The sequence below is a fragment of the Vibrio cionasavignyae genome (genome assembly GCF_050337155.1).
Classification (GTDB): Bacteria; Pseudomonadota; Gammaproteobacteria; order Enterobacterales; family Vibrionaceae; genus Vibrio; species Vibrio nomapromontoriensis.
On sequence record NZ_JAKJSR010000012.1, the window covers coordinates 301,121 to 325,870 of the forward strand.

The 24,750-nt window shown below is 43.7% G+C and carries 23 protein-coding genes; 14 read left to right on the top strand and 9 right to left on the bottom strand.

The window, feature by feature from the left end:
* Positions 1–19: 19 nt before the first annotated feature.
* A complete protein-coding gene (locus tag L4D74_RS09205; protein WP_428751830.1) occupies positions 20–598 on the top strand; it encodes a thymidine kinase in 579 nt (192 codons plus the stop codon).
* A 103-nt stretch (positions 599–701) separates the two neighbouring features.
* On the opposite strand, the gene L4D74_RS09210 is transcribed toward L4D74_RS09205, so the two are convergent.
* Both L4D74_RS09210 and L4D74_RS09215 read right to left on the bottom strand, forming a co-directional pair.
* Complete coding sequence (locus L4D74_RS09210) at positions 702–1,544, bottom strand: NAD-dependent epimerase/dehydratase family protein (RefSeq protein ID WP_428751831.1); 843 nt, start codon at positions 1,542–1,544, stop codon at positions 702–704.
* 1 nt (position 1,545) lies between these two features.
* Positions 1,546–2,430: a LysR family transcriptional regulator gene (locus L4D74_RS09215; protein ID WP_428751832.1), complete on the bottom strand. Its 885-nt coding sequence runs from the start codon at positions 2,428–2,430 to the stop codon at positions 1,546–1,548.
* A gap of 98 nt (positions 2,431–2,528) precedes the next feature.
* On the opposite strand from L4D74_RS09215, the gene L4D74_RS09220 reads away from it, so the two are divergent.
* Positions 2,529–2,957: a PACE efflux transporter gene (locus L4D74_RS09220; RefSeq protein WP_428751833.1), complete on the top strand. Its 429-nt coding sequence runs from the start codon at positions 2,529–2,531 to the stop codon at positions 2,955–2,957.
* Positions 2,958–3,061: 104 nt separating this feature from the next.
* On the opposite strand, the gene L4D74_RS09225 is transcribed toward L4D74_RS09220, so the two are convergent.
* Positions 3,062–3,301, bottom strand: coding sequence for a TIGR02647 family protein (locus tag L4D74_RS09225; RefSeq protein WP_428751834.1), 240 nt, complete (start codon positions 3,299–3,301; stop codon positions 3,062–3,064).
* A 265-nt stretch (positions 3,302–3,566) separates the two neighbouring features.
* Here L4D74_RS09225 and L4D74_RS09230 point away from each other — a divergent pair, with 265 nt between their 5' ends.
* Positions 3,567–4,757, top strand: coding sequence for a BAR domain-containing protein (locus L4D74_RS09230; RefSeq protein WP_428751835.1), 1,191 nt, complete (start codon positions 3,567–3,569; stop codon positions 4,755–4,757).
* Positions 4,758–5,033: 276 nt separating this feature from the next.
* Positions 5,034–5,876 carry a formate transporter FocA gene (gene focA / locus L4D74_RS09235; protein WP_428751836.1) on the top strand — a complete coding sequence of 281 codons (843 nt, stop codon included), beginning with the start codon at positions 5,034–5,036 and terminating at the stop codon, positions 5,874–5,876.
* 234 nt (positions 5,877–6,110) lie between these two features.
* Here the strand turns inward: focA and L4D74_RS09240 are convergent, their stop codons facing one another.
* Together L4D74_RS09240 and L4D74_RS09245 are read right to left on the bottom strand one after the other, a co-directional pair.
* On the bottom strand, positions 6,111–6,296 hold the full coding sequence (locus L4D74_RS09240) for a hypothetical protein (RefSeq protein WP_428751837.1): 186 nt from the start codon (positions 6,294–6,296) through the stop codon (positions 6,111–6,113).
* Between the two features lie 343 nt (positions 6,297–6,639).
* Positions 6,640–7,437 carry an ABC transporter permease gene (locus L4D74_RS09245; RefSeq protein ID WP_428751838.1) on the bottom strand — a complete coding sequence of 266 codons (798 nt, stop codon included), beginning with the start codon at positions 7,435–7,437 and terminating at the stop codon, positions 6,640–6,642.
* A gap of 436 nt (positions 7,438–7,873) precedes the next feature.
* On the opposite strand from L4D74_RS09245, the gene torE reads away from it, so the two are divergent.
* From torE to L4D74_RS09265, 4 genes are all read left to right on the top strand, one after another.
* On the top strand, positions 7,874–8,050 hold the full coding sequence (gene torE / locus L4D74_RS09250; protein WP_250616776.1) for a trimethylamine N-oxide reductase system protein TorE: 177 nt from the start codon (positions 7,874–7,876) through the stop codon (positions 8,048–8,050).
* Positions 8,051–8,094: 44 nt separating this feature from the next.
* Entirely contained in the window at positions 8,095–9,276 is a 1,182-nt protein-coding gene (gene torC, locus L4D74_RS09255) for a pentaheme c-type cytochrome TorC (RefSeq protein WP_428751839.1), read from the top strand.
* A gap of 23 nt (positions 9,277–9,299) precedes the next feature.
* On the top strand, positions 9,300–11,762 hold the full coding sequence (torA, locus tag L4D74_RS09260; protein WP_428751840.1) for a trimethylamine-N-oxide reductase TorA: 2,463 nt from the start codon (positions 9,300–9,302) through the stop codon (positions 11,760–11,762).
* A 115-nt stretch (positions 11,763–11,877) separates the two neighbouring features.
* Positions 11,878–13,632, top strand: a complete 1,755-nt coding sequence (locus L4D74_RS09265) for a glycoside hydrolase family 36 protein (RefSeq protein WP_428751841.1) — start codon at positions 11,878–11,880, stop codon at positions 13,630–13,632.
* Between the two features lie 98 nt (positions 13,633–13,730).
* Here the strand turns inward: L4D74_RS09265 and L4D74_RS09270 are convergent, their stop codons facing one another.
* Positions 13,731–15,026: a putative manganese transporter gene (locus L4D74_RS09270; protein WP_428751843.1), complete on the bottom strand. Its 1,296-nt coding sequence runs from the start codon at positions 15,024–15,026 to the stop codon at positions 13,731–13,733.
* Between the two features lie 207 nt (positions 15,027–15,233).
* Here L4D74_RS09270 and L4D74_RS09275 point away from each other — a divergent pair, with 207 nt between their 5' ends.
* The 3 genes from L4D74_RS09275 to L4D74_RS09285 all read left to right on the top strand — a co-directional run bounded on the left by L4D74_RS09275 (position 15,234) and on the right by L4D74_RS09285 (position 17,318).
* Complete coding sequence (locus tag L4D74_RS09275) at positions 15,234–16,139, top strand: manganese-dependent inorganic pyrophosphatase (RefSeq protein WP_428751844.1); 906 nt, start codon at positions 15,234–15,236, stop codon at positions 16,137–16,139.
* A 152-nt stretch (positions 16,140–16,291) separates the two neighbouring features.
* On the top strand, positions 16,292–16,678 hold the full coding sequence (locus L4D74_RS09280) for a DUF2750 domain-containing protein (RefSeq protein WP_428751845.1): 387 nt from the start codon (positions 16,292–16,294) through the stop codon (positions 16,676–16,678).
* Between the two features lie 106 nt (positions 16,679–16,784).
* The gene (locus L4D74_RS09285; RefSeq protein ID WP_428751846.1) at positions 16,785–17,318 is read left to right on the top strand and encodes a phosphatase PAP2 family protein; all 534 of its coding nucleotides are present in this window, start codon (positions 16,785–16,787) and stop codon (positions 17,316–17,318) included.
* 115 nt (positions 17,319–17,433) lie between these two features.
* Here L4D74_RS09285 and L4D74_RS09290 read toward each other — a convergent pair whose 3' ends face one another.
* Positions 17,434–17,751, bottom strand: coding sequence for an HI1450 family dsDNA-mimic protein (locus tag L4D74_RS09290; RefSeq protein ID WP_265673486.1), 318 nt, complete (start codon positions 17,749–17,751; stop codon positions 17,434–17,436).
* Between the two features lie 4 nt (positions 17,752–17,755).
* Entirely contained in the window at positions 17,756–18,322 is a 567-nt protein-coding gene (gene yeiP, locus L4D74_RS09295) for an elongation factor P-like protein YeiP (protein ID WP_250616785.1), read from the bottom strand.
* 203 nt (positions 18,323–18,525) lie between these two features.
* On the opposite strand from yeiP, the gene L4D74_RS09300 reads away from it, so the two are divergent.
* Complete coding sequence (locus tag L4D74_RS09300; RefSeq protein ID WP_428751847.1) at positions 18,526–19,305, top strand: nucleotidyltransferase domain-containing protein; 780 nt, start codon at positions 18,526–18,528, stop codon at positions 19,303–19,305.
* A gap of 75 nt (positions 19,306–19,380) precedes the next feature.
* Here the strand turns inward: L4D74_RS09300 and L4D74_RS09305 are convergent, their stop codons facing one another.
* The gene (locus tag L4D74_RS09305) at positions 19,381–21,759 is read right to left on the bottom strand and encodes a DNA polymerase II (RefSeq protein ID WP_428751848.1); all 2,379 of its coding nucleotides are present in this window, start codon (positions 21,757–21,759) and stop codon (positions 19,381–19,383) included.
* Positions 21,760–22,249: 490 nt separating this feature from the next.
* On the opposite strand from L4D74_RS09305, the gene uvrY reads away from it, so the two are divergent.
* The gene (uvrY, locus tag L4D74_RS09310) at positions 22,250–22,894 is read left to right on the top strand and encodes a UvrY/SirA/GacA family response regulator transcription factor (protein ID WP_250616787.1); all 645 of its coding nucleotides are present in this window, start codon (positions 22,250–22,252) and stop codon (positions 22,892–22,894) included.
* Positions 22,894–24,726 (top strand): excinuclease ABC subunit UvrC, encoded by a 1,833-nt coding sequence (gene uvrC / locus L4D74_RS09315; protein WP_428751849.1) that lies wholly within the window; start codon positions 22,894–22,896, stop codon positions 24,724–24,726. The genes uvrY and uvrC overlap by 1 nt, the downstream gene beginning before the upstream one ends.
* Positions 24,727–24,750 lie beyond the last annotated feature (24 nt).

Below are 24,750 nucleotides of genomic sequence, written 5' to 3' on the forward strand. Positions count from 1 at the left end.
TTAGATGTGGTGTAACATTTTGGCTCAGATGTATTTTTATTACTCAGCGATGAATGCGGGTAAGTCTACAACTCTTCTTCAATCTTCGTTTAACTATCAAGAACGAGGAATGACCCCACTTATTTTTACTGCAGCTCTAGATGATCGCTATGGTGTTGGTAAGGTAAGTTCTCGAATTGGTCTACAGTCTGATGCTCAACTATTTCGCCCGGACACCGACCTTTATGATGTGATTGCAACGCTTCATGCTGAAAATCCACGACATTGTATTCTCGTTGATGAATGCCAGTTTCTTTCTAAAGAACAGGTCTATCAACTGACGGAGGTTGTAGATAAGCTGCGCATCCCAGTTCTGTGTTACGGACTAAGAACCGATTTCTTAGGTGAGTTGTTTGAAGGCAGTCGATACTTACTTGCTTGGGCAGATAAACTGGTTGAACTTAAAACCATCTGTCATTGTGGCCGTAAAGCCAATATGGTGATTCGTACCGACGAAAATGGTGTAGCGATAGCCCAAGGTGATCAGGTCGCAATTGGTGGTAATGACCAGTACGTATCCGCGTGTCGTCAGCACTATAAAGAGGCACTTGGTAAGTAGTCTCAGCAAAAATTTAATGGTATTAAAAAGGAAGCGAACGCTTCCTTTTTTTGTATCGATAATATGACAGCACCGTTACTTATAACTATTACGCAGCCAAAAGCTACAGCGCATCCAAAACGTGTTGGTATTTGAAGTGATAGCCCAGTCGCTGCAGTTTCTCGCTGGAAATGGTTTTCCCAGGCTCGGAATTGACTAAATTAAGCGATGTATCAAGCCCTACCGAACGCAGAGCTGCTCGGTAAAAGGTGACTTTGTCGCAGGTGGTGGGTGTCGTTGCATTGACGACGCCAGACTGGATATTTTCGAGTGAAAAGATGATGGCATTAATTGCGTCATCAAGGTGTAACATATTTGCTGAAGCTTGATTACTCACCGATTTTAGCTTAGAAGCAAACCTAGAAGGGTGGCGCTCTGGGCCAAATAAGCCACTACAACGTAGGATGGCGTAGTCCAATGTCGAATTTCTAACGTGTTCTTCTGCCGTCAACATGATGATGGATTTCGCGGTAAAGTCCTCTCGTCCACGAGCGATAGGCAGCCTTGCCATATCTTCTGTCATGAGCTCAGCAGTCTCTGGGTAGACAGTTGTTGAGCTTACCATGATGATTTTATCTACCTCTAAGCGCTTGGCAATTTGGCAGAGTTGGTTCCATTGCGACGCGTAGCGAGCTCCACCACCTTGTCTAAAGCCAGGGGGAAAGCAGCCAATGATGGTAGTGATTTGTTTGTTGACGAGTTGGTTAGTCAACGCAAGCTCGTCACTCTCGTCTCGAAGCGTGTTGAGATCTAAGCATAAATTGTCGATTCCGCTTTCGGTAAGGACGTCACAACCTTGTTGAGAGGTACGGGTTGCAGTCACTGGGTATCCACGGCTAATTAAGGCTTTGCTAAGTGGAAGACCTAGCCAGCCAGCCCCCACAATGAGTATGTGATTTCCATTCATATTAAACGTCCTCGAAGCGATGTCGTAGTAGCTCTCGTAATTTTTTATGACCAGCGTCTTTACTCTTCCCAGAGTGTTGGATTAAGTCGATATTGATGATTGCTGACAATTTTTCAAATTCTATAGGAACTTGAACCAACGTGCCTTGCTCAAGTGCGGCTTTTGCCATATAGGAAGGCGCATAGGCCCAGCCAAACCCTTCAATACACCATTCCATAATCATAGCGTAGCTATCCGAATACCAGACATCTGGGCTTAGAATTTGATGAAAGCTGCTTTCTTGCGCGTTTCTTGAGCTTACGACGAGTTGTCGATGTAAGCTCAGTATTTCAATATGGGGGGCGATTGTATGAGCGAGAGGGTGTGATGCTGCAACAAAGATATCGAATTCAAATGCCCCGACATGTTCAAAATCCAACGAAAATGGAATGACGTGCTCGCCGTATACGAGCCCAGAAGTTGCACGCCCTGATTGCACCATCTCAATGATGTCGATACTGGAGGCGAGTAGGCACTCAAGCTGCAGGGTTGGGAATTCTTGTGACAATGCTTTTAGGATAGGAGTGATGCGTTCTAGTGGGATCCCTTCGTCTACAGCAAGTACAATAGGTTGTATGTCAGTGAGCGTTAAACTACCAGCAAGTTCAGACAGTCGATGGTGTTGAATCATAGTGGCTTTGGCGTAGGGCAGGAGCTTAGAGCCCGCCTCCGTTAAAATTGGGTAGCGCTTGCTGCGGTCAAATACTTCGACGCCGCAATCGATTTCAAGGTTCATAATATTTTGACTTATTGCCGACTGCACTTTCCCAAGTTGCCGAGCGGCAGCAGAAAACGAACCGGTTTCTACCGTCGTAATAAACGCTTCTATTTGCTCGATACTTAACATATCAGTTATCCTGATGGAATCTCGTTATTCAATGAGGTTAGAATAGCGGATAATAATAATATTGGTAATGTTGATTATTGGTATTTTAGGTTATCGCTATGAATAATAAAGAAAGAATATTCCATGCTGTTGTTTTTGAGGTGCTAGCTCTAGCTATCATTGTGCCTGTTGCTTCTATGGCTACGGGAAGTCAATCGTTGTCATTAATGACGGTCGGGATCGGAATGAGTATATTTACTGTTATTTGGAATTACATTTACAACGTTCAGTTTGATAAGTGGCTTCCAGGGGGGCGAAGTGAGCGCTCAATATTAGTGAGAGCGGTACATGCTATCGGTTTTGAAGCCGGTCTTATACTGTTCACTATTCCTGTCATCGCGTGGTTTTTGCAGGTTTCATTATGGATGGCATTACTAATTGAGGCGGGATTTTTAATTTTTTTCTTTTTTTACACCACGATATTTAATTGGGTGTATGACAAATATCAGCCGTATCAACGTTGGGTAGGAAGTTTTAATAACCACTAAATACGGGTTTGATAACCAGTTGCTATGAGGATCATACGGGTACGCTAGGTTGGAAATAGATGAGGCGGAAGAAAGCTGCCGCCTCATAGGGAAAAGCATCAGAATTACAGGTTCGCGTTCAATACTCGCAAGATTTTATCGGCATGTTCTGCCACTTCAATTCCCTCGCTCGTTAAATAGCCACCGTCAGGCATGGTACATAGTCCTTTAGCATGAAGCTGTTGGACTGCTTTTTGCATCTCTTCGTTGGCGTCGGTATGAACTTTGATTCCAGTAGCTGAACTGCTTAAGTCAAATTGCAGTAGCAAGTTCATTTCGGCAAGGTGTTCTAACGTTAATTTCATAGCTGTGCCTTTTCATTTAGATAGTCCGATCAACATAGAGTGATTTGGGCGTAATGACAATCAGATAGTGAATATTTTGTTAGATGACCCCGTGTTCTCTATGTATTCTGTAAGATTTTTACTCTAAGTGGATGAATTGTAACCATTTGAATGTCTAAGTCATGTCTTTTACTTTCGAGTTTGCATATAGTGAGTGAAGATCCATAATTATTATGATTTTAGTTGGCTAGATACGCTGCGGCTATCTAGTTGTAAAGGAGCGAAAATGTCTACGCGCAAAGCGGTTGTGGTACTCATGTGTGTTTTGGGCATTACTTCTTGTGCATCAACTCCTACGGCGGTTGAGCGAGATCCGAATCTGAGTCCTGAACAGATTCAGCAAGCACAAAATCAAGTCTATCAAGACGTATTAAAAACGCATTCGATGTGGGCTAATCAACTGGAAGATGCGGAGTCATTAAGGATATACGCACCGGAAAATTATCGCGATATGATGTCTTCATGGAAAGACGCGCATGAGCTGTTTATTGAAATGAGAAAAGATCCGTCGCAAGTTGATGTGAAGCATTCCGTCTTTTCCAGCGAAACATACGCGATTGCGTTTCGAGATCGCATTAATAGCGTGGAGTATAACTTTACCGCGATCCAACGTTTAAAAAAGCAGGCCGATGAGTTGCTTGAGCCAGCAATGACCCAGATGGCCTACTTAAGAAAAATAGAGGCAGCAAAGTATTTCCGCCACGCGACGACCAGTGTGACGCGCGAATATGAGCGTTTGTTTGAATACCTAGTTGTGTCAGAAGTGGATCGGGCGGAAAGCTATCAGGCCATATTTCTGGAGAAAGCGATGGCACTTGAGGTTCGTGTGATCGATGCGATATACGTGGAACCATTGGCGCAAAAGTTATCTTCGTTGTCTAAGGCTAGGTACAATGTGATGGCACCGATTAGCTTTAGCTATGTTGAGCAGGGCATTTTGGAATTACGTAAACTTGTGAGCCAATCACCACGCGATTTTGAAACCATTGAACATGATGTGGATAGCATCAACTTCCAGTTTCGACGACTGGAGGCTATCGTCTCCGAGGTGACTAAGTTGTCTAATGTTGAAAAGTCTAACTTTGAGCCGTTAGTGTTGGATGCAGAATCCCGTCTTCATAAAATATCCATTGCTGCGAAAGGCAATGACTACCGAGATCAGGATCTTACATCGCAATCAGAGCGAATAGCGCACGATGTTGAGATGCTAAATAAAGCGGATCAGTCCATTGCTTTACGTAAAGAGAACGCGTTACTTAAGCAAAAACTGGCACTGCTGGAAATGCAGCGTGGAGATGTTCAGAGCGCAAATGACCAAGTCGTGTCCGAGGCGATGGATAAAGCCGCTAATAATAGAGCTGAGATTGAAAATCTGAAGAAGTTAGTTAGTGCGTTGCAAGAGCAAGCTGCGGACTGACCGTTTTATCCTGATAGTAACATACTGACATAAGGTCAGAGTGACCAGAAGAGCACTGCCAGTTGGCGGTGTTTTTTTTTGAAAAAAATCGGGTGAAAAATAAGGCTGCAAAAATGTGGACTATCTACCTTCTAATTGTTTTTTAAGTAATTTTTTTGTGGTTTAGCATGGATGAGATATTTATATTGATAATGAGTGAAAATGTCACTTGCCATATCTATTGATTGGGAGCATTATCCGCCACCACCAAATTGTTACTAAACATGTATTGAGAAAATGGAAATGAACCAGTTCGATGCTTTGTTGCCACCACAAATGGCAGAGCGTGCCGCTGAGGCGGGTGTAGGTAAAGCGACGAAAGATCCAATGAAATCCTTTTTACTTGCCATCACGGCAGGTTTACACATTGGTATCGCTTTTATTTTTTATACCACCATCACTACCGGCGCTGATGATTTACCTTGGGGTTTAACCCGTTTCTTGGGTGGATTGGCGTTTAGTCTTGGCCTAGTACTTGTGATCATTACGGGTGGTGAGTTGTTCACCAGTTCAGTGTTGACGCTGGTTGCCAGAGCAAGCGGTAAGATTACTTGGGGTGCGTTATTTAAGAACTGGGCTGTTGTCTATTTTGGCAATATGCTAGGAGCATTGTTCCTGGTTGCGATAATGCTTACCGCTAAGCAATATCTATTCGATGCAGGGCAGGTTGGTCTAAATACGATGCAAATTGCTCAGCATAAGTTGCACCATGGATTTTGGCAGGCCGTCGCGTTAGGCATTATGTGTAATGTTTTGGTTTGTGTTGCAGTGTGGATGACATTTAGCGGCAGAACATTGACAGACAAGATCATTGTGATGGTGTTGCCTGTTGCGATGTTTGTGTCAGCAGGCTTTGAGCATTGTATTGCCAATATGTTTCAAGTTCCAATGGCGGTTGGAATTAAGTACTTTGCACCCGCAGAATTTTGGCAAAACATCGGTGCGACGCCAGCAGATTTTGTTGACTTAAATTTGCTGGCATTTATCACTAATAATCTTATTCCAGTGACGTTGGGTAATATAATCGGCGGTGGCATCTTTGTCGGAATGCTGTACTGGTTAATCTATTTACGCGATTAAGTCAGGTAATGCATACCTTTTGTGGGAGCGGTGCGACATCGCCTAGCCATTAACACCTTATAAAAATCCGCCAACTAACGAATAAAGCGCCTTCCGGGCGCTTTATTCGTTTAAATTTATCAACACCCATTTCTCTCGGTGCTTATTACTATTTCAGTGACGGTTAAGGCGAGGACTCTGACTCACGCCATGGCAACGGCTAACCCGAAAATGATGACTAAAGCTATCGTGTGTCTAAAAAATAGTGTGTCTAAAACTATCGTTAAAGGCTTTTGGTGATAACTCACAAGGCGGAGCTGAATGACACTCAGACAACACTGCTGGTGTGCAAATTAACCAGTTTTTGCCGTTATCTTGCATGGAATCCGAATCACGCTCTGTACTGGCTTTGTACGTTATCCAATTAAGCTTGCTTTCCATATAGCTTCTCCCTCGTCCCTTTTGATTTTGCGGCAGAGTGCATTGCACTGACTAACGAGTAATCAAATTACTTATTGCGTATGACGAACAGATGAACGTGAAGGGTTTTGTTATTTTTCATTGATTAAGAAAAGTATCAATAACTCAGTAACTTGGTTATCCACATATCCTGTGGATAACCAAGTTTAAAGTAGGTGTGTAACATGATTTTTAGGCATTTTTGATTCGTCTTAAGAGCCTTAACAATACAGATATTGACGATAGTATCGCGCACCTTTGATGTTGAGAGCGCTATAAAAGGAATGCAATATCTCGAATGGGTGTGCTCGAAAAACAGCAATATTCAGCGTGTATCATGTTGTGGTGATACATAAGGCATACCGGAACGACTAAATCCACGCCGAACAATCAGGTTTAAGTTAATAGTAATAGAAACACTCATCATGACAAAAATGGCGAGCATAATCAGCAGTTGATACTTAATGGCGACAAGGGGACTTGCTCCGCCTAAAATTTGACCAGTCATCATGCCGGGTAAGGATACCAAGCCAGTCGTTGCTATGGTCGCGAGAATCGGCGCTAGTGATTTTTGTAGGGCAAGACGTACAAAGGGCAGTGTGGCCAATGGGACGGGTGCCCCTAACGAAATTGCAGCTTCGTATTCTGTCCAGCGGTCATGTAATGCCCCATAAAAGTTTTGCAGCGCGACAATATTCCCACTCAGGCTATTGCCAAGTAGCATGCCTGCAAGAGGAATAACGTACTGGGCACTATAAGCAGGGACAGGTTGGATGATCACCACACATAGCACAGTGATGATAGGTAACAAACCAATCAATAGTGACAGGACGATATAAGGCAGTAACGGCTTCTTAGGTAATCGGGCTTTGCTTAAAATAGCACTTCCACCAACGATGACCATCACGGTTAACCAAATTGCATTGATGAAAATGTTGTCTAAGTAGAACAAATATTCAAGATAAAGACCAACGAGAGCGAGCTGCACTGTCATTCGAAGAATGCTGATACAAGCGTCTTTGTTTAGATTGAGCGCATAGTATCGGCTTATCAAAAAGGGGATGGATAAGGTTGTCGAAAATCCGAGTAACTGCCACCAAGTTATGTCTATGACGTCTTGCATAACCACTATTTTCGTCAAAGGGATGATGGCGTTATTTTACGGGACTATTGGAAATCACACACTGATTTTTGGCAGTTATTGATCTCTTCTATTAACTCTTACGTAACATTTTTGTACGACATTCCCCACTATTTGATGAAATCTCATCCGACTCTAGCACGGATAATTCCGCGAAATGTTGCATAATTGCGATCTTGTTTACATACTTGTACAGATATTATTTCTTCACATCCATTCACATTTTTATATATCAACATTTAATTAATAACAAGTTAGGGTGACCTCAAAAAAGTGTTGATTAACAAGGGTTGAGAGGTCGGAATTGGTTGAACCACACACATAGTATGGTTTAGCATTTTCCTTAGAATAGTTTCAATAATTGATTTATTCATAAGAGTAAATCGCAGCTTTAACACGATACAAAATAGGCAAATGTATGAGTGATGTTAACAAAGTTGAGAGCACTGAAAAACATGGTATGGAATGGAAGTCTTTCTTTTTCATCTGCGCAGTTTTCTTTCCTCTCTTGAGTGTGGCGATCGTAGGTGGTTACGGTTTTACTGTGTGGATGCTTCAGATCTTCGTATTTGGACCTCCAGGCGTTCACGGCTAATTTAACCGCCATTCAATCTATTACGAGTTTCGAGAGAGTAAGACATGAAATCCTTTTTAATCAAACTTTGGCGTACTATCAGTAGACCCGCAGTTCATATCAGCTTAGGTGTTCTAACCGCTGGTGGCTTTTTGGCAGGCGTTATTTTCTGGGGTGGCTTTAATACGGCGTTGGAAGCAACCAATACCGAAGAGTTCTGTATCGGTTGTCACACCATGAGTGAGAACGTGTATGTGGAGCTTCAGGAAACGGTGCACTGGAAAAATGATTCTGGTGTGCGTGCCACCTGTCCAGATTGCCATGTACCGCATAACTGGACCGATAAAATTGCACGTAAAATGCAAGCTTCTAAAGAAGTATTCGCACAAATTTTTGGTGATTTAGATACGCCAGAGAAATTTGAGGCCCGTCGTCTCGAACTTGCTCGCCATGAGTGGGATCGTTTCTCGGCGAACAAATCATTAGAATGTAAGAACTGTCACGCTTATGAGTCAATGGACTTTGAGCAAATGTCTCCGACGGCACGCATTCAAATGACGTCAGCAGCAGAGCGAGATCAAAGTTGTGTTGATTGTCATAAAGGTATTGCTCACCATTTACCAAAAGATATGGCTAGTGCAAGCGGCATTGTTGGCGATCTAGAACAGATAGCAAGCAGCACGTCTTACTCTAAAGGTAATGATGTGGTTTCAATTCGTCATCTACCACTTTACACCGATGCAACGGCTGCAACTGAAGCTGGTTTGTTAAGCCCGGCAAGTGAAGTGGCAATTGTTGATGACAAAGGCGATATGATTGAAGTTAAAATCGATGGCTGGCGCAAAGCAAAAGGCTTTGGTCGAGTTATTCAAGAAGACTTTGGTATGAACATATCAACAGCCATTCTGACTAAAGAAGTATCTCAAAGCTCTGACGTTGTTGTTGGTGAGAAGAAAGAAGACGAGCTAACGGGTCTGCCTTGGGAACAAGTTTCAGTCAACCTATGGATGAAAAAAGAATCCATGTTGCCTGACTACACGCCAATTTGGAACGCGGCAGGTGAAGCGTATCAAACCAACTGCTCAACGTGTCACACACAACCTGACGTCGCACACTTTAGTGCCAATGGTTGGGTAGGCATGCTAGACGGTATGATCGCATTTGTGAACTTCGATAAAGACACTGAAGCTCTGGTTCTTAAGTATCTACAGAAGCATTCATCAGACTTTTCTGAAGGCCACCACTAATAGACGTTAATTGGAGTAGCAAAATGGCAATTACACGAAGAAGCTTCCTTAAAGGTGTTGCAGGTACCAGTGCAGCATCTCTTATCGGCCCAAGCTTATTAGCTTCGGCGTCTGCTAGTGCAGCAGAGACAGAAGGAACGTGGAAAATATCAGGCTCACACTGGGGCGCATTTCGTGCCCGTGTGTGGGGTGGCAAGGTTCAAGAAATTAAGCCATTTGAAGTCGATAAACATCCGACAGACATGCTAAATGGCATTAAAGGCATCATCTACAGTCCATCACGAGTGCGTTACCCAATGGTACGTCTAGATTGGCTAAAGAAACATAAATACGCGGCTGAGACTCGTGGCAACAACCGTTTTGTTCGTGTGACGTGGGATGAAGCGCTTGATCTTTTCTATCGTGAGTTAGAAACCATACAGAAAGACTATGGACCATGGGCACTGCACACTGGTCAAACGGGTTGGCGTCAAACGGGTCAATTCCATAGCTGTACCAACCATATGCAGCGTGCGATGGGGCTACATGGTTACTCTGTTAAGAAAGTGGGTGACTACTCAACCGGTGCAGGACAGACGATTCTACCGTATGTACTTGGTTCTACCGAAGTGTACGCACAAGGCACGTCTTGGGATTTGATCTTAGAGAATAGTGACAACATTATTCTTTGGGGTAATGATCCAGTTAAAAACCTACAAGTAGGTTGGACTTGTGAAACCCACCAATCTTATGCGTATTTGGAGCAGCTAAAAGACAAAGTTGCGAACAAGGAAATCAACGTTGTTTCTGTTGATCCAGTTCGTAACAAAACCGCTCGCTACTTAGAAAATGAACAACAATATATCAATCCGCAGACTGATGTACCGTTCATGCTGGGCGTTGCTCATGTTCTGTACAATGAAAACTTGTACGACAAGAAGTTTATCGATACTTACTGTTTAGGTTTCGAAGACTTTATTGGCTATGTTCAGGGTGAAACCAAAGACAAAGTTGAGAAAACACCGGAATGGGCGTCGGAAATCTGTGGCGTAAGCCCCGAAGAGATTCGTAAGTTTGCTCACATGTTGGTGAATGGTCGTACTCAGATCATGGTCGGTTGGAGTGTCCAGCGTCAAGAGCACGGTGAACAGCCATACTGGATGTGTGCCGTACTTGCAGCGATGATCGGACAAATTGGTTTGCCGGGCGGCGGTATTTCTTATGGTCACCACTACTCAGGTATCGGCGTACCAGCGACAGGATTTGCAGCGCCGGGTTCGTTCCCGCTGAACATCGATCAAGGGCAGAAGCCGAAATACACTAACCAAGACTTTAATGGCTATAGCCGAGTAATTCCGGTTGCTCGTTGGGTAGACAGTCTTCTAGAACCAGGCAAAAAGATTAAATCGAATGGTTCAGAGGTGACACTACCGAACCTGAAAATGATGGTATTTAGTGGTAATAACCCTTGGCATCATCACCAAGACCGTAACAGAATGCACAAGGCCTTTAGGTCATTGCACACTGTTGTAGCGATTGATTTTGCTTGGACAGCGACATGTCGTCAGTCTGATATCGTGTTACCGGCGTGTACTCAGTATGAGCGCAACGACATTGATGGCTATGGTGCGTATTCTGGACGTGGTCTAGTGGCGATGAATAAGCTTGTTGATCCTATGTTCCAGTCTAAGTCTGATTTCGAGATCATGGCGAATCTGACTCGCCGCTGGGGTCGTTATGAAGACTATACTCGTGGTATGTCTGAGATGGAGTGGGTGAAATCACTTTATGACGGCTGTAGAGAAGCAAACAAAGGCAAGTTTGAGATGCCTGAGTTTGACGAGTTCTGGGAGAAAGGCTACTTGGACTTCGGTACTGGTAAGTCTTGGGTTCGTCATGCCGATTTCCGTGAAGATCCGGAGATTAATGCTCTAGGCACACCGTCTGGTTTTATTGAAATTACCAGCCGTACTGTGGGCAACATGGGCTACGAACACTGCCAAGAGCACCCAATGTGGTTTGAAAAATCTGAGCGTTCACACGGTGGACCGGGTTCTAAAGCGCATCCATATTGGCTACAGTCATGTCACCCAGACAAGCGTTTACACTCGCAAATGTGTGAGTCGGAAGAGTTCCGTGCAACGTATACGGTACAGGGACGTGAACCAATTTATATCAATCCTAAAGATGCAAAAGCGAAAGGCATCAAAGATGGTGACTTGGTTCGAGTCTTTAATGACCGTGGACAATTGCTTGCAGGTGCAGTCTTAACGGATAGCTACGCACCAGGCGTTGTCAGAATCGAAGAAGGCGCATGGTACGGTCCAATTGATAATAAGATTGGCGCGTTAGATACGTATGGCGATCCAAATACATTGACGCAGGATATTCCAACATCTGAATTAGCGCAGGCAACGTCAGCGAATACCTGTTTGGTGAGTTTTGAGAAGTTCACAGGTAAGGTACCACCAGTGACCGCCTTCGGTGGACCAATCGAAGTCATCTAGTGAGAATTTAACCGTACAGAGTTTTAACTAGCACACAAAACCCATTCATTTGAATGGGTTTTTTTTTGTCTCGGAATATACTAATTAAGTAATCTATTAACTAGGTCGAGGACGTATGACCGAATATATTCCATTCTCAAAAGAGGTTGATGCATTGGCTGTCAACCCTAACATCAGTATTACTAAGTGCAATGGCGAGCTCTATTTTGAATACACGAGCTTAAATTTTGAACCGTTAGCTTCTCGTACTGCGTTAACTCGATTTGAGAACCAAGTTGAATCTGATGCCATGTTACTGGGCGATGGTTTCCAAATGCTGTGCCAGACATCAGGAACGGTGAATCAACTCGTTGATATCGGTCGATGTCCGGATAATAGTGCAAGCTACCGGATTTATGATGAAGATGCGCCCAAGCGTTTTTATAACTACCTAGTTATTGAGCAATCTTCTGGATTTACACTGTTTGGCTTTACATCCTGCTATCGTTTTTCGGGTTATTTTGAGTTGCATACTACAACTCAAGGTATTGATGTTTTGGCGTTTATCGATGGAGAGGACAGTGCGCCTCAATCTTGGGAAAGTAATCAGTTAGAGTCGCTGGTGGTATTACATAGCGATACTATGGATTCAGTGTTTAGTCAGTTTGCGGACATCATCGCGAGCCACCACCCTGCTAAAGTCGGTGTGTCTCAGCCAAGCCCAATAGGCTGGTGCTCTTGGTACGCATATTATGCTGATGTTGATCGCCAAAATGTACTTGATAATGTTCAGGTGATGGAACAAGAACAAGAGATGCTTGAGTGGGTGCTACTTGACGATGGCTATCAAGCCTTTATGGGCGACTGGCTAACACCATCGGATAAGTTTGAAGGTGGCGTAAAAGCTCTTATTGATAGTATTCGCTCCAAAGGCAAGAAACCTGCAATTTGGATTGCTCCTTTTATTGCTCAGGCTGAATCAGAGATTTTCCAGCAACATCCAGATTGGTTTCTCAAGCATTCTGATGATACGGCATTGAAAGCAGAAGATGTGACATATGGCGGTTGGCGGTGCACGCCTTGGTACATCTTAGATTGTTCTAACCCTGAAGTATTAGCGCACCTTACTCACGTTGTTAAAACCATGCGAGAAGAGTGGGGAATTGAGTTATTTAAGCTTGATGCTAACTATTGGGGGACATTAAAAGGTCAGCGCTATCGCCCGGGCGTGACTGGTGTCGAGGCGTATCGATTAGGAATGCAAGCCATTACGGAAGGCGCTGGAGAGGCGTTAGTTTTAGGCTGTAATGCACCGATGTGGCCATCCTTAGGCTTAGTTGACGCGATGCGTGTATCTGATGATGTGGAGCGTGATGCACATCGTTTTGAGCAAATAGCGAAAGAAACGTTTCTGCGTAGTTGGCAGCATCAACGCTTATGGTTGATCGATCCAGACTGTGTGACGTTAACGTCTTTACCTAACCAGGGCACTGATCGTTCAAGCTATGAGTTTCACCGCAATGTCCTGTTAGCATCTGGTGGCCTATTGTTGTCTGGTGATCCACTGCCGGAGTTGAATCCCTTTGCAAAAGAAACGCTCGAGAGCTTAGTTAGTCGGCAAAAACAAACCAATAACACATCGGTGTTTCAATCATTGACGATGAATCACTCTATGTTAAAGCTGACTGAACAGCGCCGTCTCCACTGCTTATTTCATTATACAGAGGAAGGGACTGACTATACGTTGGCATCTGAGTATCCATGTGATTGGTTTGATTTTTGGACCAGAGAAAAGTTAAATCAAGAACCAAGCCATATTCACGTTATCACGCTAAACCATGCTCGTGAGAGCCGAGCTATTGTCGCGGTTTTTTCAAGCGAAGAGTACTAAATCTGTTGAGGGCCTAAGTTAAAAACGGCTTTAGGCCAAAATTACCTTAGGCTTTAAAATAGCTTTAGGCTTTAAATACGTGTCGCTTTCAAATAAATTTAGATCTCAAATACCCAATAGTAGCTGTAGCCAACGATAAGTGCTGGCAATGCAGAATAGACAGTGGCCACCAACGCAGCTTTGGGGGCCATCGCTATTGCAGGGAATAACGCATCGCCATCGTTTGAAATTGCGTTGGAGAGCTGGGTAGACATGGGTACTGCGCCAGTGAGGTATAGGCTGGTAATCAGGATCTGAGGGCCGCAGCCAGGGAGTAGGCCGACTAACATACCAAGTAACGGCATATAGATACCCCAACCGCTAAACGAGTTGCTAAGGTCGATATGCGAAAAGTGAAGTGTAATTTCGAAAGCCAAGAAAGCCACAATCACCCAAGCGCTAACAAAGTGAGTATCTTGAGCAGCTTTTTGCATCGGGTGTGAAGTAGAGAGTTTTTTATCTTCACCGACAGTGCTTTCATAATCGACAATTTCCTTGGTAAATGCCCATAGTGACATCGTGATAACCGCTAAAATCGCACCAAGCCATTCGATCGTCAGTGGTTTTAAACCAAGAAGCTCGTTCACATCTATTTGGAAAGACATGGTAAAAGCGACAACCAGCGACGGAATGATTAACCATTTCCAAAATAATCCTTGAAGGTTGATCGCCTTAGTTTGAACCGGGCTGCTTTGGAGGTGTGAATCGCCATTCTTACTACAACGACATTGATTATCAAAAGCCGATGACTTTTCAAATGGCATTGCTTGCTTATCGCTCTGGGTTGGATCTGGCTTAGGAGCAAGCGTTCGAACAAATTCGGTTAATTTAGGGCGAAGAAAGTCGGGGCTGTGAATGGCATTAACGATAAGCCCAGTCACGATCCCTACCACGACACCGACTGCGATTAAACCAAAACCGATGCTTGGTTTACTTGCTAAAATCAAAAATGCAGCGTCTCCCATTGTTGCGGTCAAGACAGCAACCACAGAGCCAAACCCAACTTTGCCCGCTACAAATTGAGTGGTGACGATGATAGCGCCGCCGCACCCAGGTAATGCGCCTAATAATGATGAGAATACGACTTGGTGACTGGGTGAGTGTTGGTAGAGTTCTACAAGCGCATTTTTTTGAGAGAGCAATCTAGAGACATAATGATAAACAGCGAGTGTAAAAACGACATAACAAGAGACAGCCCAATAGGCATCAGAAAGTGCCGTAACTGCAATTAGGCTGGTAGGTTTACTGATTAGTAGTGCAACCATAGTTATGGGTAGCAACAGACGTTTATACGCAGGTTTGAATTGTGATAAAGACAACCCATATAAGCCACGAATTCCTCTAGTTTGTTCCATATAGTGCACCGATGTAAATGAGATTCGTTCTCATTGTACAATATTGATAATGATTATCAATATTGTTTTTGATGTTTTATCGGTCAAGAAATTCACTAAAACCGCTTACAAGCGATGACAAATTCACAAAATCAGGTAAAGTATCGCCCTTATGAGCAGTTGTCGTGGGGCGTACACCCACAAGATCAAACATAGTTAGGAAATATAATGATTCTAGTTGTCGGTCATAAAAACCCGGATAGTGATAGCATTTGTGGTGCACTAGTAGCGACAGAACTACTAAAAGCACGTGGCCTTGAAGCGAAACCTATTCGTCAAGGTGAAATCAATCGTGAAACTCAGCACATTCTTGAAACTGCGGGTGTCGACCAACCTGAACTTCGCACAAGTGTTGCGGGCGAAAAAGTATGGTTAGTGGATTATACCGATCTGGCTCAAGCACCAGATGATATTAATGACGCTGAGATCCTTGGCATTGTTGACCACCACCGTTTAGGTGACGTGATGACAGTGAACCCATTGGAAGCATGGATCTGGCCAGTTGGTTGTACTTGTACTATTTTGTTTAACCTATTCAAAATGGAGCAAGCTGAGATTACTCGTCCACTTGCTATTCTAATGATGTCTGCAATTTTGTCAGATACCGTTGGATTTGCTTCTCCTACCTGTACGCAAAAAGACAAAGATGCAGTAGAAGAGTTGGCAAAAATTGCGGGTGTCGCAGACCTAGAGTTGTTCATTAAAGAGCTATTGATTGCGAAAACAAACATCGAAGGTCTTTCGGCTGCTGAGCTTGTTGAAAAAGATCTTAAAGCTTACCCATTCAACGGTCGTGACGTTGTTGTTGGTCAAGTTGAGCTTGCAACGTTAGAGCAAGTAGATGGCATGATCGAAGCCCTAGAGCAAGATCTGGCTCGTCGTTGTGACGAAGATGCGCTTGCATTTGCGGCAGTGATGCTAACAGATATCACAACAGCACAAACACGTTTGATTTACAAAGGTGAGTGGGCTGCGAAACTTGCTAAGCATGAAAAAGATGGCATGTTGATGATGGAAAATACGCTAAGTCGTAAGAAGCAAGGTTGGCCTTGGCTTCAAGGTGAGTTGGTTTAATTACTATCTCAACTGACAAATATGTCGATTAACTAAGCCCTAGTGTCGTTTGCGTTAGATGGTCATAGACCTTTAAACAAATATAGATGCTAGGGTTTTTTATTAGGTATAAAATTGTACCGACAGTTCCCCTCTACAAAAGGCATGACATCATGGCATTAGAGCAAAATCAAATCGAAGAAATTGCACGTTACGACGAAGAAAAACGTCTAAAGTACAGTGTTAAGACAATGGTGCAAGAGCGTCAGATCTGGATTCTTACCGACGAGCATGGCTGCGTGATGCTTAATAGTGAAGAAGAAGACTGTGTTCCAGTTTGGCCTAATGAAGAGTTTGCGCTGCAATGGGCAACAGGTGAGTGGTCTGAATGTAAGGCTGAATCTATTTCATTGAACAAATGGCACAGTCGCTGGACAATGGGTCTTGAAGACGATGAATTAGCGGTTGTTGTGTTTCCTAATCAAAATGAAGAAGGGGTAGTACTTTTCCCTGATGAGTTTGATTTTGAGTTGAAGAAACAAGCGCAAAAAGCGCGATAGTCGATCGCTCTGTCAATGTGAGCTTGATAAAGTGACTATCTTGGTATGCAACTACAATCTGCTCAGGTAAACTTACCGCCTTGTTGTTAATGGATTAGTGTTTGTTATGCCAAGATTTTTTCTGTTTTGTGCTTGTTTAGTTATCAGTCCGTTGGGGCTTGCCTCAAACAGCCAAGGATGGGATACCTTTAGTGATATTGGTGCTTATGGTTTGGTTGGGCTGGCCGCGGGTTTGCCCGCGTATCAAGACGATTGGGATGGTGTTTGGCAAGCGGGGCTTAGTATTGGTTCGGCGTCAGCTATTGGTTTAATTGGTAAGCATACCATTGATGCGCCGCGTCCTGATGGCAGCGACAATAAGAGCTTTCCTTCTAATCATACTGCTAATGCTTTTGCGTCAGCCACGACGTTACATATCCGCCATGGTTGGCAAGTTGGCTTGCCTGCCTACGGTGTTGCGACGCTCGTTGGTGTTGGACGAGTACAGGCGAATAAACACTATTGGCGTGATGTGGCAGCAGGAGCTGCCATCGGTGTATTCACCGGGTGGATTTTTACCGATCTGTTGGATCCAAATGTGCAGCTATTGCCTTGGGCAACCCCGCATAGTTCAGGTGTGTCGGTTACCTATGTTTGGTAGAGAAATGTTTGGAACTTAAATGTTTGCTAGCGAAATATAGGATAGTAGACATAAAAGAGCTCAGCATCGGCTGAGCTTTTTATTAGGCAATTTTTGTCACATTCAGCGGAAAAAATTAGTCTCTTTTCCACAGAATATGGCAGAACTTATTGTCCGGGTCTCGGCTAACGAGTAGGCGAGCAAACACATCATCTAGGACGTCATCTTCTTCGTTTACGAGTCCGATACGTACTTCGGCAAAGGTTTCATCAACAGCGAAGCCAACATGTTCAGGCCAATCTTCTCCCGTCTCAACGAGCTCGGCAGCGCCACGATCCTCAAATTGCGCCGTAAACAGGATGACATCTGCGGCTTCAAGGTTATCCGGCGCCATCTCTAGAAAGATGTCGTAAGCGGCATCGATAACGTCATCGTATGAAATCAGTTCAGACATAATATTAAGCTCGGTTCATGTATTTGCGTTCAGCGGTATTGATCACAACGCGATCACCTGTTGCGATGTACTCTGGCACTTGAATAGTTAGACCAGTAGCAAAACGTGCTGGCTTAGAGCGAGCAGATGCTGATGCGCCTTTGATCGACGGGTCTGTTTCTTCAATGACTAACTCTACCGATGATGGTAGCTCTAGGCCTGCCGCGTTGCCATTAATCAAGACAACTTGTACACCTTGAGTCTCTTCATTGATGAGCAGCAGGTCATCTTCGATTTCGTTGTGTTTGAAGGTAAATTGAGTATAGTCTTCATTGTCCATGAAGATGTACTCGTCGCCATCTACGTAAGAAAACGTAACGTTTCTTTTGCTCATTTCAACGGTATCAACAAGTTCATCAGACTTATATCGTTCTTCGATTTTCGAGCCCGTTGCTAAATCGGTACAGCGCAATTTGTAGATCTTTGCTCCGCCACGACCACCAGGAGTGGTAATCTCGATATCTTTGATTAGCAACGTCTTACCATTTGACTCAATCGCAAAACCTTTTTTAAGCTCACTTGCCTTTGGCATGAAATTTTTCCTTCGTATTAATTAGACAGCCAATTATACGACCGAATGGTTGATTTGCTCAAGAAACAACTGTTCGCAGCGAGAAACTTTGCGAAGAATTTATCTTGTGTAAGACACTGTCGACTAAACGACAGTCTTTGAACAGCTAAGTGAATTGAATCTAAGCTGACGTGTAAGTAAAATAGCGTCATGTTACTTTTTATATGACAGTGCCAGTGCAAGCGATTAGCCACAATTCGTTACCAATCCCGCAAGTGACTTATCATGCCGCGATACATGATTTACTGATGTGTTTAAAAAGTGGTCTTAGGGATAATCTTCATAGTGTTTATATTTATGGTTCCGTTGCCCACGGTAGAGCAATTGCAGGTGTATCCGATCTTAATGTCGTGGTGGTGACACAAACGCCGCTTTCGGCTAGCCAGAAAAAAGTGTTCAATACAATTGATTGGCGTTTTCAAAAAAACTTCCCTTTTGTTGATGCTGTTTCTATTCGAAGCACTATCATCAATGACGTCGTCTCTTTAGACGCATTATTTACTTGGGGATTTTTATTGAAGCAGTGCTGTATATGCGTGCATGGTGATGATCTTGCTGAGTGCTTTGGCGATTATGTCGCAAGTTGGGAAATTGCCAAACAATGGAATATGGACATCGGGCAGACTGTGCCCGTACTTAGGCACCGTATTGCCGTCGCGGGCACTAATAAGGCGTTACTAAAAGCGCAGCGAGAGATGGCTAAAAAGCTTCTCCGTACGGCTTATGGGCTAGTCATGCCTAAAACCAAACGCTGGTACGATGAACCTCATCATTGTGCGCAGCAATTTCTTCTCTTCTATCCTGAGAAGCGAGTGATCATAGAGCGTCTTGAGATTTTGTTAGGACCAAGAGTCATCGCCAAACGCTCGGTGGTTGCGTTGTTGGACGACTTTGGGTGCTGGCTTGTCAGTGAGTATAAAAAGACAGAATTTAGAATCGGTTAACGTTGCGCGAGCCTACCCGTCCTTTAGTGCATTACATAATCAGTGAGTATGGCTATAGTTCGAAACCTCAAAGCGCTAAAATAACCCCATTTGTGGTGCACTAAGATCATCAAAATTCTTGCCGATAAAGGGCAAAATCGCTTCAGCAACAGGCCTCAACTGCTTGTCGATATAATGTTGGTAATCAATAGCAGAAGAGCGATAGTCCTTTGGCTCTGGTCCATTGACGGTAATGAGATACTCAATGCGTCCTTTATTTTGGTATTGCAGCGGACGACCTAGTTGTTGGTTAATTTGGTCGGCCATTCGAGCCGCTCGTACCTGTGGAGGAATGTTCTTTACGTATTCATGCAGCTTTCGCCTTAGACGTTTTTGATAAACCAGTTTATGGTCATGTTCTCCATTAGCCGTTGATTCTACGATAGCGCGGATATAGTCGTCAGGATCTTGCCCGGTAAAGATCATTTGATAAAGCGTTTGTTGAAATTCTTGCGCCAGCGGAGTCCAATCGGTACGTGCGCTTTCTAACCCTTTGAATATCAGCGTTTCACCTTCAGAGGTGCGTTGAAGGCCTGCATAACGTTTCTTAGAGCCAGTTTCTGAACCGCGTATGGTTGGCATCAAAAATTTGCCATAATGGGTTTCATATTCCAACTCAAGAATCGAGGTGAGTTGATATTCATCAAGTAAGTGCTGAGTCCACCACTCATTAATGTAATTCACTAGGCTGTTACCAATGTCATTGGCTTCGTCGTTGATAAAGCTGCCGTTAAGTGAGACAAAGATAGAATCCGTGTCACCATAAATCACCTGATAGCCTTGCTGTTCGATGAGAACTTTTGTTGTTTTCATGATTTCATGCCCGCGCATCGTGATGGATGATGCAAGTCGAGTATCGAAGAAGCGACAGCCGGATGAGCCTAGTACCCCATAAAACGAATTCATGATGATTTTAATTGCTTGAGAAAAGGCCTTCTCTTTATTGGCTTTTGCGATATCACGAGCCTTCCAAAGGTCTTCAATTAAATTTGGAAGAAAATGCTGAGTTCTGTGGAATTGACCACCGCGAAATCCTGCCACCGCTTGTTGTTTGTCTTTGCCTACTTCTAGCTTTAGTCCTTCAATAAGCCCCATCGGGTCTATTAAGAATGAGCGGATAATCGAAGGGTAAAGACTTTTAAAGTCTAGTACTAATACTGAGTCGTAGAGCCCCGGAATGGAGTCCATTACATAGCCGCCCGGGCTAGCGATCCAGTTTTCAGGGTGAAGGTTTGGTGCTGCGTATTGGGCGCGATGCAGGCGAGGGAGGTATAGATTGGTGAATGCTGCAACAGAGCCGCCCACTCGGTCCAACTCCACACCGGTCAGGCGTGTACGTTCGATTGCGAAATCGAGCAAATGTGTGGTTTGAAAGATACGATTTACCAATACACAGTCTTGCAGGTTGTATTTTGCCAGGGCAGGTTTGTCTTCAGAAAACATTGTGTTTATTTCGTCCATGCGGTCATGAACGTTATGTATTGCTTTGCCTTCACCAAGTAGTTCCTGAGACACGGCCTCTAGAGACCAAGAGCGAAAGTGGTAGGTCGCGGTTTTTAACGTATCTATCCCATCGAGCACCACTCGACCAGGTATGTTGATGAAGCTTTGGCCACTAGATTGCAACGTTCGGAAATATACCCGTTGTTCATTACGTCCAAGGTTGAGATCTACTCGATGATGCTCCGCTCGCTTTTGTAGTAATTTAAAATCAAAATCCACAACACTCCAGCCGATGATGACATCCGGGTTGAAATCCTTAAACCATTGAATTAATGCGATAAGTAGTGACTTTTCGTCATCTACCCATTGGATGGCGGTTTCGGCCTCTTGAGGTTGACCAACCATAATTACTCGGCTGTCATTAGCGGCGTCGAAGCCGATGGAATAGAGCTGACCTTTTTCCGAGCACTCTATGTCGATAGATAGCACATTAAGCTTAGGGGTGTGTTTACCTGCTTTACATTTGGCGTTTGAGACTTGGATAAATTGATTGGGTTGACCTGGGTTGATGATTCGTCGTTGCCCGGTAAATGTTAAGCTACCTTGAATGAAGCGCTCCATCAAAAAACGATCGGCTAATTTAATATCGCTTTCGAGCACCAACACATCGTTGTTTTTCAATGCCTCTGCAAGTTTACGAGAGTCACTAATACTCCGACAATAGACAGCGTTGAGCGCTTCGCCTTCAAAACTTTTGAGTGCGATATCTTTAGAGGCGATAGTCACATTAAGAGCTTCCGCCTGAGCGATAACTGTGCGTAGGCGAGTCTGTGGGACGAAAAAAACAGGTTGTTGATCATCAATCAGAAGTTGCGCTGGCCCTTCTTTTGTCGTCAGCCATAATTCAATGACGGGTCCTTTATGTGTATCGCGCGCTTGGCGGGTAAGAAGAAAGCCAGTATTTATATCCAATTGGGGTCCCATACAGTCACGAATTAGATGAATTTTTACGCAATACTCAGTGACTGATAAAAGCGAATTTGTTTTAGTGTATCAAAGCTCAGTAAAGAGAGAAAATTTACCGAGATACGCTAAACTTAATGGTCAGTTCCCATTTTTGTTGTGAACCGCTGTTCTATAATAGTGATTTGTATCGTACTTTGACGATTAACCAGACAATCATGTGGAGTTAGTTTCATAGGTCTAAAGAGCAAATTATTGTGATAAAACGGAGGCTTACGGAGACAAAGCGTTCGTTTGTATATTTTGTAACCTAATGATTTTTAAGTTTTTATGATTGACGGTGTTACCACTTCATCGTAATGTGTTTATCAAAGTTTGCAGTCGTGCACGATTTGCGCGAAAGCTTTTTTGTATAATTTGCGATATGATACGCAGCTAAGCTGCTATCCACTAACCTTGAGTGGTCGCAGAGCCAATAAATAAGTGTGGAGATACAAGTTTGATTAATGTTTTCCTTGTAGATGATCACGAACTGGTTCGCACAGGGATCCGACGTATTATTGAAGACGTCCGTGGAATGAACGTAGCAGGGGAAGCTGACAGTGGTGAAGAGTCTGTAAAATGGTGTCGTAACAATCATGTAGACGTTATTTTAATGGACATGAATATGCCTGGAATTGGTGGTTTAGAAGCAACGAAAAAAATTCTTCGCCATAATCCAGACGTTAAGATCATCGTATTAACAGTACATACCGAAAATCCGTTTCCAACCAAAGTGATGCAAGCGGGGGCAGCAGGTTATTTGACCAAAGGTGCAGCGCCTGATGAAATGGTCAACGCAATTCGCTTAGTTCATAGTGGACAGCGCTACATATCACCTGAAATTGCCCAGCAAATGGCCCTAAGCCAATTTTCTTCGGCTTCAGAGAATCCATTTAAAGATTTATCCGAACGTGAACTTCAGATCATGATGATGATTACGAAAGGGCAAAAAGTAACGGATATTTCTGAACAGCTTAGTCTTAGCCCAAAGACGGTGAACAGCTATCGATATCGCTTATTTAGTAAGTTAGATATTAATGGCGATGTTGAACTGACTCACTTAGCGATTAGACACGGAATGTTAGATACTGAGACATTGTAGTGTCAGAACCAACTTTTGATTCAACCTCTTTTTTAAAAACAGTGACCAACCAACCCGGCGTCTACCGAATGTACGACGCCGAGTCGGTGGTGATATATGTTGGCAAAGCAAAAGATCTAAAAAAACGGTTGGCGAGTTATTTTCGTAAGAAGGTAGACCGTGAAAAGACTCGTGCTTTGGTTAGTCATATCGATAAAATTGATGTGACAGTGACCCACACCGAAACCGAAGCGCTGATCTTAGAACATAATTACATCAAGCAATACCTCCCGAAATACAACGTCTTATTAAGAGACGACAAGTCTTATCCGTACATTTTTATTTCTAATCATAAGCATCCTAGATTGTCGTTGCACAGAGGGGCTCGTCGACGCAAAGGTGAATATTTTGGTCCTTATCCCGATTCGGGGGCGGTGCGTCAAGCATTACACCTTATCCAAAAGATATTTCCTGTGCGTCAGTGCGAAGATTCCGTCTATGGCAACCGAAGTCGACCTTGTTTGATGTATCAAATTGGACGATGTGCAGGACCGTGTGTGAGTAGCATTATCTCGGATGACGACTATCAAGAACTGGTTGGGTATGTTCGTCTTTTCTTACAAGGAAAAGATAAGCATGTCCTACAACTTCTTGTAGACAAAATGGATGAAGCCAGTCGGACGCTTAAGTTTGAAGATGCGGCAAAATTTCGTGATCAAATCCAAGCTATTCGTCGTGTTCAAGAGCAGCAATTTGTATCAGAAGATAGCGATGATGACATGGATGTATTGGGTTATGCGCAAGAAAATGGCGTTGCTTGCATTCATATTTTAATGATTCGCCAAGGAAAGATACTCGGTAGCCGCAGTCATTTCCCTAAAATTCCGGTCGACACGGAGCAACATGAAGTCTTTTATAGCTTTTTAAGCCAGTACTATTTAAATCATAGCGAGTCACGCACGATTCCAAGCCGCATTATTCTTAATAGTGGCCTTATTGACGACATGGCGGTTTTACAAACTGGGTTGTCAGACATCGCGGGTCGAAAGGTGACCTTCAATACAGATCCATCAGGGTCTCGTGGTCAATACTTGAAGCTTTCTAACACCAATGCATTGACGGCTATCACCAGTAAAATCAATCACAAGATGACAGTTAATCAACGTTTTAAGGCGTTGCAGAAAGTCTTTAAGCTCGACAGCATCACGCGTATGGAATGTTTTGATATTAGCCATACCATGGGCGAGAACACCATTGCATCCTGTGTCGTGTTCAATCAAGAAGGACCGGTGAAACAAGAGTACCGTCGCTATAATATCACTGGTATTACTGGTGGCGATGATTATGCAGCCATGGGGCAAGTGCTTGAGCGCCGCTACTCAAAAGTGGATGTAGATAAAATTCCCGACATTATTTTTATCGATGGCGGTAAAGGTCAGCTAAATCGTGCTGTTGAGATTGTTTCTAAATACTGGGGCGAGTGGCCCAAATTACCGTTACTGATAGGTATCGCGAAAGGCGTGACTCGCAAGCCCGGTTTAGAAACGCTGATTACGCCACAGGGAGATGAGTTTAATTTGCCAAGTGATGCACCAGCACTTCACCTCATACAGCATATTCGTGATGAAAGTCACAACCATGCGATTGCAGGACATAGAGCTAAGCGCGCCAAGGCAAGAAGAACCAGTCCACTAGAAGGGATTGAAGGTGTTGGACCAAAACGCCGTCAGGCACTGCTTAAGTACATGGGGGGCTTACAAGAATTGAAGCGCGCAACTGTTGAAGAAATCGCCAAAGTACCCGGAATTAGTATTTCTTTGGCAGAAAACATCTATCAAGCATTGAAACACTAGTAAAAATCCCGCAACATAAAGACG